The sequence below is a fragment of the Streptomyces sp. NPDC098789 genome, from assembly GCF_044759975.1.
Classification (GTDB): domain Bacteria; phylum Actinomycetota; class Actinomycetes; order Streptomycetales; family Streptomycetaceae; genus Streptomyces.
The window spans coordinates 312,223-328,523 of the sequence record NZ_JBIWAJ010000001.1 but is presented as its reverse complement, the minus strand read 5'-3'; the positions used below and the strand labels follow the sequence as shown (position 1 = coordinate 328,523).

Annotated in this window: 9 protein-coding genes; 6 read left to right on the top strand and 3 right to left on the bottom strand. The window is 72.9% G+C overall.

What is annotated here, in order from left to right; genetic code table 11:
- Positions 1–3: 3 nt before the first annotated feature.
- A complete protein-coding gene (locus ACIQWR_RS01705) occupies positions 4–3,528 on the bottom strand; it encodes an ATP-dependent helicase (RefSeq protein ID WP_404004206.1) in 3,525 nt (1,174 codons plus the stop codon).
- 225 nt (positions 3,529–3,753) lie between these two features.
- Entirely contained in the window at positions 3,754–4,101 is a 348-nt protein-coding gene (locus ACIQWR_RS01700; RefSeq protein ID WP_404004203.1) for an MGMT family protein, read from the bottom strand.
- A 119-nt stretch (positions 4,102–4,220) separates the two neighbouring features.
- On the opposite strand from ACIQWR_RS01700, the gene ACIQWR_RS01695 reads away from it, so the two are divergent.
- Positions 4,221–7,106 carry a lysylphosphatidylglycerol synthase domain-containing protein gene (locus ACIQWR_RS01695; protein WP_404004200.1) on the top strand — a complete coding sequence of 962 codons (2,886 nt, stop codon included), beginning with the start codon at positions 4,221–4,223 and terminating at the stop codon, positions 7,104–7,106.
- Positions 7,107–7,457: 351 nt separating this feature from the next.
- On the opposite strand, the gene ACIQWR_RS01690 is transcribed toward ACIQWR_RS01695, so the two are convergent.
- On the bottom strand, positions 7,458–8,270 hold the full coding sequence (locus ACIQWR_RS01690) for a YwiC-like family protein (RefSeq protein WP_404004197.1): 813 nt from the start codon (positions 8,268–8,270) through the stop codon (positions 7,458–7,460).
- 205 nt (positions 8,271–8,475) lie between these two features.
- Here ACIQWR_RS01690 and ACIQWR_RS01685 point away from each other — a divergent pair, with 205 nt between their 5' ends.
- The 5 genes from ACIQWR_RS01685 to ACIQWR_RS01665 are packed head-to-tail and all read left to right on the top strand — an operon-like array spanning position 8,476 to position 16,297.
- Entirely contained in the window at positions 8,476–12,135 is a 3,660-nt protein-coding gene (locus ACIQWR_RS01685; protein ID WP_404004194.1) for a nitrate reductase subunit alpha, read from the top strand.
- A gap of 4 nt (positions 12,136–12,139) precedes the next feature.
- Entirely contained in the window at positions 12,140–13,669 is a 1,530-nt protein-coding gene (narH, locus tag ACIQWR_RS01680) for a nitrate reductase subunit beta (RefSeq protein ID WP_404004191.1), read from the top strand.
- Positions 13,666–14,379 (top strand): nitrate reductase molybdenum cofactor assembly chaperone, encoded by a 714-nt coding sequence (narJ, locus tag ACIQWR_RS01675; RefSeq protein WP_404004188.1) that lies wholly within the window; start codon positions 13,666–13,668, stop codon positions 14,377–14,379. Before narH ends, narJ begins: the two co-directional genes overlap by 4 nt.
- Complete coding sequence (gene narI, locus ACIQWR_RS01670; RefSeq protein ID WP_404004185.1) at positions 14,379–15,104, top strand: respiratory nitrate reductase subunit gamma; 726 nt, start codon at positions 14,379–14,381, stop codon at positions 15,102–15,104. Before narJ ends, narI begins: the two co-directional genes overlap by 1 nt.
- Positions 15,101–16,297 (top strand): TIGR04053 family radical SAM/SPASM domain-containing protein, encoded by a 1,197-nt coding sequence (locus ACIQWR_RS01665; RefSeq protein ID WP_404004182.1) that lies wholly within the window; start codon positions 15,101–15,103, stop codon positions 16,295–16,297. Before narI ends, ACIQWR_RS01665 begins: the two co-directional genes overlap by 4 nt.
- Positions 16,298–16,301 lie beyond the last annotated feature (4 nt).

Genomic DNA, 16,301 nt, shown 5'->3' with positions numbered 1-16,301 from the left:
GCGCTAATCGACGGTCTGGCGGCCCTCGGGGCGGGCGCTGCAGGCCGCCCGGAAGGAGCAGCGGGAGCAGTGGTCGCCGGTGGCGGGCGCGAAGCGCTCGTCCAGGACCCGGCCCGCCGCGGTGGCCAGCAGGTCGCCGACCCAGTCCCCCGCCGGGCCGCCGTCGAGCGGCTGCTGGGCCTGCACCTTGGGGACCTCGTCGCCGCCGTCCTTCTTCGCCGCGCCCTGGCGCAGCTGGACCAGTTCGGCGCCGCCGGGCTCGGGCCGGCGGCCGTCGAAGACCCCGTCGACCGCGCCCTCGCGCACGGCGAGCTGGTAGACGGCGAGCTGCGGGTGCCGTTCCACCTGTTCGCGGGTGGGGGCGGCCTTGCCGGTCTTGAAGTCGACGACGTACGCCCGGCCCGCCGCGTCCGTCTCGACCCGGTCCATGGAGCCGCGGATGCGGACCTCGTACTCGCCCGCGCCCAGGGTCACGTCGAAGCCGTGCTCGGTGGCCACGGAGGTGCGCCCGCCGCGGTCGGAGTTGTGCCAGCGGATGAAGCGCTCCAGGGCGGACCGGGCGTTCTCCTTCTCCTGGCGGGACTTCCAGGGCGCGTCGAAGGCGAGGGCGTCCCACACCGAGTCCAGGCGCTCCATGAGGACGGCGAGGTCGGCGGGGGTACGACCGGAGGCGACCTCGTCGGCGAGGACGTGGACGACGTTGCCGAAGCCCTGGGCGGCCGACGACGGGGCGTCGGCCTTGACCTCGCGGCCCAGGAACCACTGGAGGGAGCAGGTGTTCGCCAGCTGGTCCAGGGCGCTGCCGGACAGCGCCACGGGCCTGTCCCGGTCGCGCAGCGGGACCGTGGCCCGGGTGGGCTCGTACAGGCCCCACCAGCGCTGCGGGTGCGCGGCCGGTACGAGCGGACGGTCCTCGTCGTCGGTGAGCGCGGCGAGCCGGGCCAGCCGCCGGGCGGCGGCGTCGCGCAGCGCCTCGGAGGCGTCCGGGTCGACGGTCGTGGCGCGCAGCTCGGCGACCAGGGCCGGGACGGCGAGGGGGCGCCGCGGGCGGCCGGTGACGTCCTTGGGCGTGACGCCGAGTTCGGTGAGGAAACGGGAGGGCTGGTCGCCGTCCTCGGCGGGGGCCTTGACGGCGGTCACGACGAGGCGCTCGCGGGCGCGGGTGGCGGCGACGTAGAAGAGGCGGCGCTCCTCGGCGAGGAGGGCGCCGGGGGGCATCGGCTCCGCGAGGCCGTCGCGGCCGATCCGGTCGGCCTCCAGGAGCGAGCCGCGGCGGCGCAGGTCCGGCCAGAGGCCCTCCTGCACGCCGGCGACGACGACCAGGCCCCACTCCAGGCCCTTGGAGCGGTGCACGGTCATGAGGCGGACCGCCTCGGGGCGGGTGGCGCGGTGGCTGAGGGTGTCGGCCGCGATGTCCTCGGCCTCCAGCTGTTCGAGGAAGTTGAGGGCGCCGCGGCCGCCGGTACGGTCCTCCGCGCGGGCGGCGGTGTCGAAGAGGGCGCAGACCGCGTCGAGGTCGCGGTCGGCGTTGCGGCCGGCGGCGCCGCCGCGGCGGGCGTTGCGCTCCAGGCGCTGCGGCCAGGGGGTGCCGTCCCACAGGACCCACAGGGCCTCTTCGGCGGTGCCGCCGCCCTGGAGCAGCTCGCGGGCCTTGCGCAGGAGCGTGCCGAGGCGCTGCGCTCCGCGGGCGTAGGCGGGGTCGTGCGCGGTGAGGCGTTCGGGTTCGGCGAGGGCGCGGGCCAGGAGGACGTCGGAGGGGGCGGGGACGATCGTGCCGGCGGCCCGTTCCTCGTCGCGCAGGGCCCTTCCCAGGCGGCGGAGGTCGGTGGCGTCCATGCCGCCGAGGGGGGAGGTGAGGAGGGTGAGGGCGGCCTCCACCGGGAGCCAGGATTCCGGGCCGGGGGTGGGTTCGGCTTCCGCCGTGGGGGTGGCTTCCGCCGTGGGGGTGGCTTCCGCCGTGGGGGTGGCTTCCGCCGCGGGGGGCTCGGGCTCCGCCGGGTGGTGCCGGTGCGTCGGGTCCTGCGGGTGCTCTTCTGCCTCCGGCGGCGCCTCAAACGCCGGCGGGGCTGAATTTGGCTCGGCCAGAGCGGGATTGAGCTCGGCCAGAGCGGGGTTTGGCTCGGCCGGGGCTGCATTGGGCTCGGCGAGAGCGGGGTTGTGCTCGGCCGGGACGGGGTTTGGCTCGGCCGGGGGTGGGGTGGGGGTGGCTGCGGTGCGGAGGGCGGTGAGGAGGGGGGTTACGGCTGGTTCGTGGCGTAGGGGGGCGTCGTTGCCGTCCGTTTCGGCCGGGACGCCCGCGGCGACCAGGGCGCGGCGCATCGCGGGCAGGGTGCGGCCGCCGGAGCGGACCAGGACGGCCATGTCCTGCCAGGGCACCCCGTCCTCCAGGTGGGCCCGGCGCAGGATGTCGGCGATGTTCTCCAGCTCGGTGGCGGACGTCGGGTAGGTGTGGACCTCCACCCGCCCGCCCTCCCGCACGGCCCGCAGCTCGCGGTGGGCGCGGACCGCGGCGGCCGGGAGCCGGGTCATCGGCATCCGGGTGGTGAGCAGCCGGGTGGCCGCGAGGAGGCCCGCGCCGGATCGGCGGGACACGGTCAGGGAGCGGATCCCGGCGCCGGGGAAGACCGAGGCGAAGTCCAGGATGCCGTTGACGTCACCGCCGCGGAACGCGTAGATCGACTGGTCCGGGTCACCGAAGGCGACCAGCGTGCCGGCGGGACCGTTCAGCGCGCGCAGCAGCCGGACCTGGGACGCGTCGGTGTCCTGGTACTCGTCGACGTAGATCGCGTCGTAGGCCGCGGACACCTGCGGGGTGCGCTCCGCGAGCAGCACCGCGCGGTGCAGGAGCTCGGCGTAGTCGAGCGTCCCCTGCATGTCCAGGACGTCGAGGTACTCGGCGAGGAAGGCGGCGGCGGCCCGCCAGTCGGGGCGGCCGGTCCGGGAGGCGAAGGCGTCCAGCGCGGCCGGCCCCAGCCCCAGCTCGCGGCTGCGGGCGAGGACCGCCCGCACCTCGTCCGCGAATCCGCGCGTGGTGAGCGCGGCCCGCAGGTCGTCGGGCCAGCGGATCGACTTCAGGGCGCGCTGGCCTTCGAGCAGGGCCCGTACGGTCACGTCCTGCTCGGGGCCGGACAGCAGCCGCAGCGGTTCCGTGAAGAGCTCGCTGTCCTGGTGGGCGCGGACCAGGCCGTAGCAGAAGGAGTGGAAGGTGGTGGCCTGCGGGGCGCGGGCCCCGCCGAGCCGCAGCGCGGTCCGGTCGCGCAGTTCCACCGCCGCCTTGCGGCTGAAGGTGAGGACGAGGATGCGGGCGGGATCGGCGCCGGCCTCGACCCGGGCCGCGACCGCCTCGACCAGGGTCGTCGTCTTTCCGGTGCCCGGTCCCGCGAGGACCAGCAGCGGTCCGGCGGCGTGGTCAACCACGGCCTGCTGCGCTGCGTCCAGGACAGGGGGATCCACCTGCGCCGGTCCGCCGCGGACCAGCCGGTACGCGTGCGGGGCCCGCGTACGACGGTCCGAAGGAGAGCTGATCACGTGGGGTGCCGGTCCTGGTGGGTCTGGGTTCGTGGGTGCGCGGGGCGGCCTGCGCGGCGCGGGCGAAGGCTCAACGCTACGGCAAGCGGGCGACCCCGCGCAGTCTCCCCGGGGGCCCCGCGTCCCCCGTACGGGCCTGTGGGAGCACACCCGCACGTCCGATGGCCGAAGCTGGCAGGTGTGACACTGCACACGCCCGCGCCGGGGCCCGGAGCGAACCGGACGTCAACCGTCCGCCGCCCGGTGTCCGTCCCAGCGCGCGCGTTTCATGTCGAGGCGCGGCACGTGTCCCGTGGCCGCTGTGGAGGCCGCGCGCAGCGGTGTGCCCTCGTCCCGGTAGTGCGCCAGCGCGCGCGGTTCGCTGCCGGGCAGCAGGACCCCGTCCGAGCGGACCACGCGCCACCACGGGACCGGGCCGCCGTAGAGCGCCATGACGCGCCCGACCTGGCGCGGGCCGCCGTCGCCGAGCCATTCCGCGACGTCCCCGTAGGTCATCACCCGGCCGGGCGGAATCTCCTCGGCGACGGCGAGGACTCGTTCCGCGTACTCCGGCAGCTCCGGTTCATCGCTCATGCGGCACATGGTGCCGCACCCCGCACCCGGACCACCGAAACGGTTCCCTCCGGTGGGACGCGCACCCTGCTGCCTCGCGCCCCGGCTCCGCCGTGCCACCATCTTCCGGGCGGTGACAGGTGATACGTGATCAAGAAGAGACGGATGTGACGGCGAAGGAGCAGGGTGTGAGCCCTCCCGCGAGCAGTCCGGACGGCCCTCCAGGCCCTTCGGGAACCCCCGGCTCCCCGGACTTCCCCGGAGCCGATCCCGGTCCCGGGGCAGGAGCACGGCGGGCGAAGGCGGACGGTGCGGCGCGAGCCGACGGCGCCGCCGCTTCCGCGCGCCCGGACGCCGTCACCGAAGCCACCGATATCACCGACGTCACAGCCATCACCGACGTCACAGCCATCACCGCCGACCGGGTCGAGGTCGACGAGCCCCTGCTGGCCGCCCGCGTGCACCGGCCCTCCGACCTGGTCCGGCTGCTCGTCGGCATCCTCGGCATCGCCGTCGTCCTCGGCATCGCCGCCTTCGCCCACGGCACGACCGTCGGCCTGGAAGCGGACATCAACAAGGGCACCGGGCAGGCGCCCGACGTGCTCATCAAGGTCGCCGGGCTGGTGTCGAGCATCGCGATCCTGCTCGTGCCGGTCGCCTTCGCCATCGAGCGGTTGATCAAGCGCGACGGCCTGCGCATCGCCGACGGCGTGCTCGCCGCCGTGCTCGCGCACGGCGTGACCCTCGCCATCGACCTCTGGGTCTCGCGCGCCGCGCCGGGCACCATCCGCGAGGCCCTGACCCGCCCCACCGGCATCGGCGAGGACCTCACCGATCCGGTCCACGGCTACCTCGCGCCCGTCATCGCCTACATGACCGCCGTCGGGATGACGCGCAGACCCCGCTGGCGCGTGGCCCTGTGGGCCGTGCTCCTCCTCGACGCCTTCGCGATGCTCGTGGGCGGCTACACCACCCCCTTCTCGATCATCCTCACCGTGCTCATCGGCTGGACCGTCGCCTACGGCACGCTGTACGCCGTCGGCTCCCCCAACGTCCGGCCCACCGGCCAGAACCTCCTCGCGGGTCTGCGCCGGGTCGGCTTCCAACCGGTCAGCGCGACGCGTGCCGAGGTGCCGGAGAGCCCGGAGGGCAAGGAGGTCTCGGAGCAGAACGACCGGGGCCGCCGCTACCACGTCACGCTGGCGGACGGACCGCCGCTGGACGTCACGGTCGTGGACCGCGAGCAGCAGGCCCAGGGGTTCTTCTACCGGGTCTGGCGGCGGCTCACCCTGCGCGGGATCACCACCCGGCGCAGCCTCCAGTCGCTGCGCCAGGCGCTGGAGCAGGAGGCGCTGCTCGCGTACGCGGCGATCGCCGCCGGGGCGAACGCGCCCCGGCTGATCGCCACCTCCGAACTGGGGCCGGACGCCGTGATGCTCGTCTACGAGCACCTGGGCGGCCGGACCATGGACTCGCTCGCCGACGAGGAGATCACCGACGAGCTGAGCCGCAACGCCTGGGAGCAGGTCCGGGCCCTGCAGTCGCGGCGGATCGCGCACCGGCGGCTCACCGCGGACGCCCTCGTGGTGGATCGTTTTGGCAACGTCATCCTCACCGACCTGCGCGGCGGCGAGATCGCGGCCGGCGACCTGGTGCTGCGGATGGACATCGCCCAGCTGCTGACCACCATCGGCCTGCGGGTCGGGGCCGAGCGCTCGGTGGCCTCGGCGCTCCAGGTGCTGGGTCCGGACGCGGTCGCGGACTGTCTGCCGCTGCTCCAGCCGATCGCGCTGAGCCGCTCCACCCGGGCCACCCTGCGCAGGCTGGCGCGCGAGCGCTCGACCCGCGAGCGGGAGGCCGTGTTGGAGAGCTCGCGGCTGGCCAAGGCGCAGCGCGAGGCGGAACGCGAGGCCGACGCGGCCGCGCGCCGCTCCTCCAAGGCCGTCTCCAAGGCGGAGACGAAGGCCGAGCGCAAGGCCGAGAAGCGGGCGCTGGACGAGGCCCTCGACGAGGCGCGCGAGGAGGACCTGCTCAGCCAGATCCGCCAGCAGGTCCTGCTGATCCGTCCGCAGGCGCCGGTGGAACCGGCCCGGCTGGAGCGGATCAAGCCGCGCACGCTGGTGTCCTTCATCGCGGGCGCGGTGGCGGCGTACTTCCTGCTCTCCCAGCTGACCCAGGTCGACTTCGCGACCACCTTCGGGCAGGCGCGCTGGGGCTGGGTCGGGGTGGTGCTGGCCTTCTCCGCGCTGACCTACTTCGCGGCGGCCATGAGCCTCTTGGGCTTCGTGCCGGAGCGGGTGCCCTTCTTGCGGACCGTGTGCGCGCAGCTGGCCGGGTCCTTCGTGAAGCTGGTCGCTCCGGCGGCGGTGGGCGGGGTCGCGCTGAACACGCGCTTCCTCCAGCGCTCGGGCGTGCGGCCGGGGCTGGCGGTGGCGAGCGTCGGCGCTTCGCAGCTGTTCGGTCTGGCGAGCCACATCCTGCTGCTGCTGTCCTTCGGCTATCTGACCGGGACCGAGAACACCACGCAGATGACCCCGTCCCGGGCGGTCATCGCGGGGCTGCTCACGGTCGCCGTGCTGGTGCTCGTGGTGACGGCGATCCCGTTCCTGCGGAAGTTCGTGGCGACCCGGGTACGGGCGTTGTTCGCCGGGGTGGTGCCGCGCATGCTGGACATCCTCCAGCGGCCGCAGAAGCTGATCACCGGCATCGGCGGGATGCTGCTGCTGACCGCCTGCTTCGTGATGTGCCTGGACGCCTCGGTCCGCGCCTTCGGCGGGGGCGAGGCGCTGAGCCTGGCGAGCATCGCGGTGGTCTTCCTCGCGGGCAACGCGCTGGGGTCGGCGGCGCCGACGCCGGGTGGTGTGGGCGCGGTGGAGACCACGCTGACGCTCGGGCTGATCGCGGCCGGGCTGGAGAAGGAGATCGCGATCTCGGCGGTGCTGTTGTTCCGGCTGTGCACCTTCTGGTTGCCGGTGCTGCCGGGGTGGATCTCGTTCAACTATCTGACCCGCAAGGAAGCCATCTAGTTCCGGCGGCGGGCGGGGGTACGGGGCGGAGGTCGGGCCGGCCCGGCCCGCCCCGCCCCCGGTGGGGCCCTCAATCGCCGGGCGGGCTCCACTTCCTCCAGCCCCGCCGGCGCCTGAGGCGCGGGTCCCGACCCCCAGGTCCCGGCCTCCAGGTCCCGACATCCAGCCTCGCCGGCGTTTGAGGCGCGGGTCCGGGCGGAGCCCGGGGGCCGGCGGAGCCGGGTTGCTGGTTCCGCCCGAGTGGGGCCGCCCGTGCGGCCCGTCGTGCCTCCGGCGGGCCCTCAATCGCCGGGCGGGCTCCACTTCCTCCAGCCCCGCCGGCGATTGAGGCGCGGGCCGGGCGGAGTCGGGTCAGAAGGTCAGAAGGAGCGTGGTCAGGAGGAGGGCCGAGGCTGTCAGTTCTGCGGCGCCGACCAAGGGGGGCTTCAGGCCTCGGCCCGGGAGCAGGGCGGCTCGGGCGAGGTAGAGGGCGAACGGGAGGGCCAGCCAGGGGCTCAGCCAGGCGGCCGCGACCAGCGCCACCGCGTGGTAGGCCACCGAGGCCCGGCGCCAGGCGGGCGAGTTGCGCTCCCGGATCATCGTCTTCACGTACGGGACGGTGCCGCCGAAGTAGAGCAGGCAGGCCAGCGCCGCCCGCCAGCCGTCGGCGAGGTCGCCGCCGCCCAGGCGCAGGGCCACCAGCAGCATCCCGCAGGCCGGGACCACCGCCGCCAGGCCGTTCCACAGGGCCCGTTCGCGGTTCTGCCGCGCCGCGTACGTGTTCACGGCGACGCAGGGGGCGGCCGCGGCCCCCGCCCACAGCAGCCAGGGGTGCAGGACGGCGAGCGGCAGCGCGAGCAGCGCGCAGGCCGCGCCGAAGACGAGCCCCGGGCGCAGGTGGCGGCCGGCGGCGCGCGGGTTGCGCGAGTGCCGCCGCAGCCGCAGCCACTGCTGGCCGTGGAAGACGGCGACGTAGCCGAGCAGCCAGGCGCCGAAGAGCGCCGCGTGCGCCGGGCGGGGCCGCGGTGCGAGCAGGACGCCGACGAGGAACGGCACGGCGAGCATCGCCCACGCCCCGTGCTGGTCCGGCAGCCAGCGCCGCGCCCACGAGCGCCGGGGCGCGGCGGGTCGGGGCGCGGCGGGGCGGGGGCGCGCACCGCCGCGGGTTTCCGTTTCCGGTCGCACGGGTCGACCCACCACCTAATTGGCATGAATGCGCGTAATTAACCTGCGCCGTCGCGGAATTGACGCCATTCCAGAATGCACCCGATCGGCCCGTGAAACTCCGGCAGATGGTCACCCCCCTCCGGGACCTTTGTCACCGGATGCGGCCATTGCGCGGGCGTACGGTCGTTCGGGGATTCGAATTTGCGATGGCCTGGAGGTCGCGTTGCAGGAGCATCAGGGTGCCGCCGAGCAGTTGATCAAGGCGGGCAGCTTCTTCAGCCGGGCCGAGGTCTCGGACGACCTGCGCACGGTCCACCGGACCGGCGGCCGGGCCGCGGAGGCGTTCTACCGCGACCGTTGGAGCCACGACAAGGTCGTGTACTCGACGCACGGCGTGAACTGCACCGGTTCGTGCCGCTGGAAGGTCTACGTCAAGGACGGGATCATCACCTGGGAGACCCAGGCCACCGACTACCCGTCGGTGGGCCCGGACCGCCCGGAGTACGAGCCGCGCGGCTGCCCCCGCGGGGCCTCCTTCTCCTGGTACTCCTACTCGCCGACCCGGGTCCGCTACCCGTACGTCCGCGGCACGCTGCTGGAGATGTACCGGGAGGCCAAGGGCCGCCTCGGCGATCCCGTCGAGGCCTGGGCCGACATCCAGTCCGACCCCGAGCGCCGGCGCCGGTACCAGAAGGCCCGCGGCAAGGGCGGTCTGGTGCGCGCGACCTGGGAGGAGGCGACCGAGCTGGTCGCCGCCGCCCACGTGCACACCATCAAGGAGCACGGCCCGGACCGGGTCGCGGGCTTCTCGCCGATCCCGGCGATGTCGATGGCCTCGCACGCGGCGGGCGCCCGCTTCCACTCCCTCATCGGCGCGCCGATGTTGAGCTTCTACGACTGGTACGCCGACCTCCCGGTGGCCTCGCCGCAGGTCTTCGGCGACCAGACGGACGTGCCGGAGTCCGGTGACTGGTGGGACGCCGCGTACCTGATGATGTGGGGCTCCAACGTCCCGGTCACCCGGACGCCGGACGCCCACTGGATGACCGAGGCCCGCTACCGCGGCCAGAAGGTCGTCACGGTCTCCCCCGATTACGCGGACAACACCAAGTTCGCCGACGAGTGGATGCACCCGCATCCCGGTACGGACGGTGCGCTGGCCCTCGCGATGGGCCACGTCATCCTGAAGGAATTCTTCGTCGACAAGCAGACGCCGTTCTTCGCGGATTACGTCCGCCAGTACACCGACCTCCCCTTCCTGGTGTCCCTGCGGGAAACGGAACAGGGCCTGGTGCCCGGCAAGTTCGTCACCGCCGCCGATCTCGGGCACGACACCGAGAACGCGCAGTGGAAGACGGTGCTGATCGACGACGTCACCGGCGAGCCGGTGGTCCCGAACGGCACGCTCGGCCACCGCTGGGGCAAGAACGAGAAGCCCGAGTGGAATCTGGACCTCGGGGACACCGTCCCCCGGCTGACCCTCCTCGACGACGGCCCGGACACGGTCGAGAGCGTCTCGATCACGCTGCCCCGCTTCGAGGACGACGAGCGCGGCGGGGTCATCCGCCGCGGCGTGCCCGTGCGCCGGCTCGGGGACCGACTGGTCACCACGGTCTTCGACCTGATGCTCGCGCAGTACGGGGTGGCCCGCGAGGGGCTGCCCGGCGAGTGGCCCGCCTCGTACGAGGACGCGAGCCAGCCCGGTACCCCCGGCTGGCAGGAGTCCCTGACCTCGGTGCCCGCGGCCCAGGCGGCCCGGGTGGCCCGCGAGTTCGCCGAGACCGCCGAGCAGTCGCGGGGTCGCTGCATGATCCTGATGGGCGCGGGCACGAACCACTGGTTCCACTCCGAGACCATCTACCGCGCCTTCCTCGCCCTGCTCACCCTCACCGGCTGCCAGGGCCGCAACGGCGGCGGCTGGGGCCACTACGTCGGCCAGGAGAAGTGCCGCCCGGTCACCGGCTGGGCCACCCTCGCGGCCGCCTCCGACTGGTCGCGCCCGCCGCGCCAGATGATCGGCGCCGCCTGGTTCTACCTGCACACCGACCAGTGGCGCTACGACACCCTGCCCGCCGAGGCGCTGGCCTCGCCGTTGGCCGAGGGCGCCTTCGCCGGCATGACCGGTTCCGACTGCCTGGCCGCGAGCGCCCGGATGGGCTGGATGCCCTCCTACCCGACCTTCGACCGCAACCCGCTGGAGCTGGGCGAGGCCGCGGACCCGGTGGCCAGCGCGGTCGAGCAGCTCAAGAGCGGCGAGCTGGGCTTCGCGGGCGAGGACCCGGACGCCCCCGGCAACTGGCCGCGCGTGCTGAACGTATGGCGCGCCAACCTGCTGGGCTCCAGCTCCAAGGGCAACGAGTACTTCCTCAAGCACCTGCTGGGCACGCACTCCAACCTGCCCGAGGACGGGCCGCGTTGCACGCCGAAGGACGTCACCTACCGGGACGAGGACGTCGAGGGCAAGCTCGACCTGCTCATGACGATGGACTTCCGGATGACCTCCACGACGCTCCTGTCGGACGTGGTCCTCCCGGCGGCGACCTGGTACGAGAAGCACGACCTGTCCTCCACCGACATGCACCCCTTCCTGCACGCCTTCACCCCGGCGGTCGACCCGCCCTGGCAGGCCCGCTCGGACTACGACGCCTTCAAGGGACTGGCCGAACGATTCGGCGAGTTGGCCGGGATCCACCTGGGCGTGCGCAAGGACCTGGTCGCCACCGCCCTCCAGCACGACACCCCGGGCGGCGAGATGGCCCAGCCGGGCGGGGTCGCGCTGGACTGGTCGAAGGGCGAGTGCGAGCCCGTACCCGGCCGGACCATGTACAACCTCCAGGTCGTCGAGCGCGACTACGGCGCGGTCGGCGAGAAGTTCGCCGCGCTGGGCCCGCTGGTCGACGCGCTCGGCGTGACGACGAAGGCCATCACCTTCGACGTCGCCGAGGAGATCGACTACCTCCGCGCGAAGAACGGCGCGGTCCGCGGTGGCGTCGCCGACGGCCGCCCGCGGCTGGAGACCGCGCAGCAGGCCTGCGAGGCGATCCTCTCGCTCTCGGGCACCAGCAACGGCCGCCTGGCCACACAGGGCTTCGAGACGCTGGAGAAGAAGGTCGGGACGCACATGGCCCACCTGGCCGCCGAGGCCGAGGGCAAGCGGATCACCTTCGCCGACACCCAGGCCCGCCCGGTGCCGGTGATCACCTCGCCCGAGTGGTCGGGCAGCGAGGCGGGCGGTCGCCGCTACACCGCCTTCACGATCAACACCGAGCACCTCAAGCCCTGGCACACCCTCACCGGCCGCCAGCACTTCTTCATCGACCACGACTGGCTGCACGAGGTGGGCGAGTCGATGCCCGTCTACAAGCCACCGCTGAACATGCACCAGCTCTACGGGGAGCCCGAGCTCGGAGTCGTCGACGAGGGCAAAACGGTCGCCGTGCGGTACCTGACCCCGCACAACAAGTGGGCGATCCACAGCCAGTACCAGGACAACCTCTACATGATGACCCTGGGCCGCGGCGGGCAGACGGTGTGGATGTCCCCGCAGGACGCCGGGGCGATCGGGGTCGCGGACAACGACTGGATCGAGGCGGTCAACCGCAACGGCGTGGTCACCGCCCGCGCGATCGTCTCCCACAAGATGCCGCCGGGCACGGTCTACATGAACCACGCCCAGGAGCGCACGGTCGGCGTCCCCAAGACCGAGAAGACGGGCCGCCGCGGCGGCATCCACAACTCGCTGACCCGGGTGATGCTCAAGCCCACCCACCTCATCGGCGGCTACGCCCAACTGACCTGGGCCTTCAACTACCTCGGCCCGACCGGCAACCAGCGCGACGAGGTGACGGTCATCCGCCGCCGCGACCAGAACGTGGAGTACTGATCAGATGCGCGTCATGGCTCAAGTGGCGATGGTCATGAACCTCGACAAGTGCATCGGCTGCCACACCTGTTCGGTGACCTGCAAGCAGGCGTGGACCAACCGGCAGGGCACCGAGTACGTCTGGTTCAACAACGTCGAGACCCTCCCCGGCCAGGGCTACCCGCGCCGCTGGGAGGACCAGGAGAAGTGGAAGGGCGGCTGGGAGCGGACCCGCTCCGGCAAGCTGCGACTGAAGGCGGGCGGCCGGCTCGCCAAGCTCGGCAAGATCTTCGCCAACCCGGACCTGCCGGAGATCTCCGACTACTACCAGCCCTGGACGTACGAGTACAAGAACCTCACCGAGGCGCCGGCGGGCGACGACATGCCCACCGCCCGCCCCGTCTCGCAGGTCACCGGCGAGCCGATCGACAAGATCGAGTGGGGTCCCAACTGGGACGACAACCTCGGCGGCGCGCCCACCCACGCCCCGCGGGACCCGATCATCGAGAAGATCCGCGACGAGGTCGGCGAGAAGATCCGCTTCGAGTTCGAGCAGAGCTTCATGTTCTACCTCCCGCGGGTCTGCGAGCACTGCCTGAACCCCGCGTGCGTCTCCTCGTGCCCCTCGGGCGCGATGTACAAGCGCGAGGAGGACGGCATCGTCCTGGTGGACCAGGACCAGTGCCGCGGCTGGCGGATGTGCGTCACCGGCTGCCCGTACAAGAAGGTCTACTTCAACCACCAGACCGGCAAGGCCGAGAAGTGCACGCTGTGCTTCCCGCGCATCGAGGTCGGCATGCCGACCGTCTGCTCGGAGACCTGCGTCGGGCGGATGCGCTACCTCGGCGTGATGCTCTACGACGCCGACAAGGTCGCCGAGGCCGCGTCCGTCGCCGACGAGCACGACCTCTACCCCGCGCAGCTGGAGTGCTTCCTCGACCCGCACGACCCGGCCGTGGCCGCCGCCGCCCGGGCCTCGGGCATCACCGACGAGTGGCTGGACGCGGCCCGCCGCTCCCCCGTCTACGACCTGATCGCCACCTACCAGGTGGCCCTCCCGCTGCATCCGGAGTACCGGACGATGCCGATGGTCTGGTACGTCCCCCCGCTCTCCCCCGTCGTCGAGGCGGTCGCGGCCACCGGCAGCGACGGCGAGGACGCGGGCAACCTCTTCGGCGCCATCGACGAGATGCGCATCCCCGTGGAGTACCTCGCCGAACTGATGACCGCCGGTGACGCCTACCCGGTGCGGGCGGTGCTGCGCCGGATGGCCGCGATGCGCTCGTACATGCGGCGGATCAACCTCGGCGAGGACCGCGACGAGTCGATCGCGGCGGCCGTGGGCCTGACCGGCCTGGAGATGGAGGACATGTTCCGGCTGCTGGCCATCGCCAAGCTGGAGGACCGCTTCGTCATCCCGACCGCCGCCCGCGCCGACGCGGACGCGCTCGCCGAGAGCCACCCGCTGGACGCCACCTGCCCCGTGGGCGAGCCCGCGGGATCCGCGCCCGCTCGCGTCCTGCTCAACATCAGCCCCACGAGGAGGACCCCGTGACTCCGGACGCCGTCGTACGACTGGTCGCGAGCTGTGTGTTGCAGTATCCGGGAGACTACTTCCATGACGAACTCCCCCGGCTCCGTGCGGCCCTGGCCGGGGCGCCCGCCGAACAAGCCGCCGGGCTCGGCTCCTTCCTCGACGAGACGGAGGCGCTGACGCCGATCGAGCTGTGCGCCCGGTACACCTCGACCTTCGACACCCGCAACCGCCGCTGCCTCTACCTCACCTGGTGGGTGGACGGGGACACGCGGCGCCGCGGGCTGTCGCTGGTCCGGCTGAAGCGGATCTACCGGGACTTCGGGCTGGAGTACACGGGCGAGGAACTGCCCGACTTCCTGCCCGTGGCGCTGGAGTTCGCCGCCCGCACCGAGGAGGCCGGCACCCGGCTGCTCCAGGAGCACCGGGCCGGGCTGGAGCTGCTGCGCCTCGCCCTGACCGAGTCCGACTCGCCGTACGCCCCGGTGCTGGAGGCGGTCTGCGCGACGCTGCCCGGCCCCTCGCCGGAGACCCGGGCCGAGGCGAAGGCGCTCGCGAGGAACGGGCCGCCGCAGGAGCTGGTGGGCGCGGGCTCGGCCCTCGAACCGTTCGGCCCGGGCCTCGACATGCCCTCGGACCTGCCCGTCGGCCTCCCCCTGGGCCGGCCCACCGACCTGCCCTGGCCCCAGGCCCCGAAGCGGCCGATCGAGATGAAGGACGCGGTGGCCTGATGGACCTCCTCCTGTGGGGCGTACTGCCGTACGTCTCGGTCGCCCTGCTCATCGCGGGCACCTTCTGGCGGGCCCGGTACGACAAGTTCGGCTGGACCACCCACTCCTCGCAGCTGCACGAGTCGCGGCTGCTGCGGATCGGGTCGCCGCTCTTCCACTTCGGCATGCTGTTCGTGATCATGGGTCACGTCGTGGGCCTGCTGATCCCGAAGAGCTGGACCGACGCGGTGGGCCTGAGCGACCACGCCTACCACCTGCTCGCGATCTCCACCGGCACGGTGGCGGGCGTCGCGGCCGCCGCCGGCATCGGGGTGCTGGTCTACCGGCGCTTCAAGGTCCCCGCGGTCCGCAGGGCGACGCTGCGCAGCGACCACGTGATGTACACGTGCCTGCTCGGCGCGATGGTCCTCGGCCTGACGGCCACGATCCTCAACTCGACCGGCATGACCGACGACTACAACTACCGCACCGGCATCTCGCTCTGGTTCCGCAGCCTCTTCACCTTCCAACCGGACTACCACCTGATGGCGGGCGCCCCGCTCGCCTTCCAGCTGCACATCCTCTTCGGCTTCACGCTCTTCGCGCTGATCCCGTACTCGCGACTGGTGCACATGTTCTCGGTGCCGCTGAAGTACCTCTTCCGGCCGTACGTGGTCTACCGCAAGCGGGACCCGAAGCAGCTGGCCAACCGCCCGAGCAAGCGGGGTTGGGAGCGCGTGTCGTGACCGGCACCCCGCGCACCGTCGTGCGCAAGCCCGTGCACGCGGTCTCCGAACGGCCCTTCATCGTCATCTGGGAGGCCACCCGGGCCTGCCCGCTGGCCTGTCTGCACTGCCGGGCCGAGGCGCAGACCGCCCGTGACCCGCTGGAGCTGGACGGACGGGACGCCCGTCGGGTCATGGACCAGGTCGCCGCCTTCGGCCGGCCCGGTCCGCTGTTCGTGATCACCGGCGGCGATCCCTTCCAGCGCCCCGACCTCACCGAGCTGGTCGCGTACGGCACCGGGCTCGGCCTGCGGGTCGCGGTCTCGCCCTCCGGCACGCCGACCCTCACCCGGGAGAACCTGGTCGCCGTCCGCGAGGCCGGGGCGATCGCGCTGTCCCTGTCGCTGGACGGGTCGACGGCCGAGCGCCACGACAGCTTCCGCGGGGTCGACGGGGTCTTCGACTGGACCCTGGAGGGGTGGCGCACGGCCCGGGAGCTCGGGCTCAAGGTGCAGATCAACACCACGGTGACCCGCGAGAGCCTGGAGGACCTCGCCGACATCGCGGCGGTGGTCCGCCGCGAGGTCGCGATGTTGTGGTCCGGCTTCGTGCTGGTGCCGACGGGCCGCGGCGAGCGGTTGGCGTCCCTGACCCCGGACGAGATCGAGGACGTACTGCACTTCCTCTACGACTGCGGCGCCGTGATGGCCACCAAGACCACCGAGGGCCACCACTTCCGCCGGGTCGCGCTCCAGCGCACGATCCTCGACGCGAAGGGCGAACGGCCCGAGCTCGGGCCGCTGTACGAGCGGCTCATGGCGCGGGCGCACGAGCTGGGCGTCTTCGACGGCGCGCGGCGCACGGTGCGCAGGCCGCCGATGGACGTCTCCTCGGGGCGGGGCTTCGTCTTCATCTCGCACACCGGCGAGGTGCACCCCAGCGGGTTCCTGCCGGTCTCGGCGGGCAACGTGAAGAACCACGCGCTGGCCGACATCTACCGGGGCTCGGCGCTCTTCACCACGCTGCGGGATCCGGAGCTGTTGCGCGGCAGGTGCGGTGCGTGCGAGTTCAAGACGGTGTGCGGGGGTTCGCGGTCGCGGGCCTACGGGTTCACCGGTGACGTGCTGGAGGCCGATCCGTACTGCGCCTACCGGCCGGGGAGCTTCCCCCATCAGGACGAGCTGCGTGTCCTGACCGAAAGCATGAGGCACTGACGCA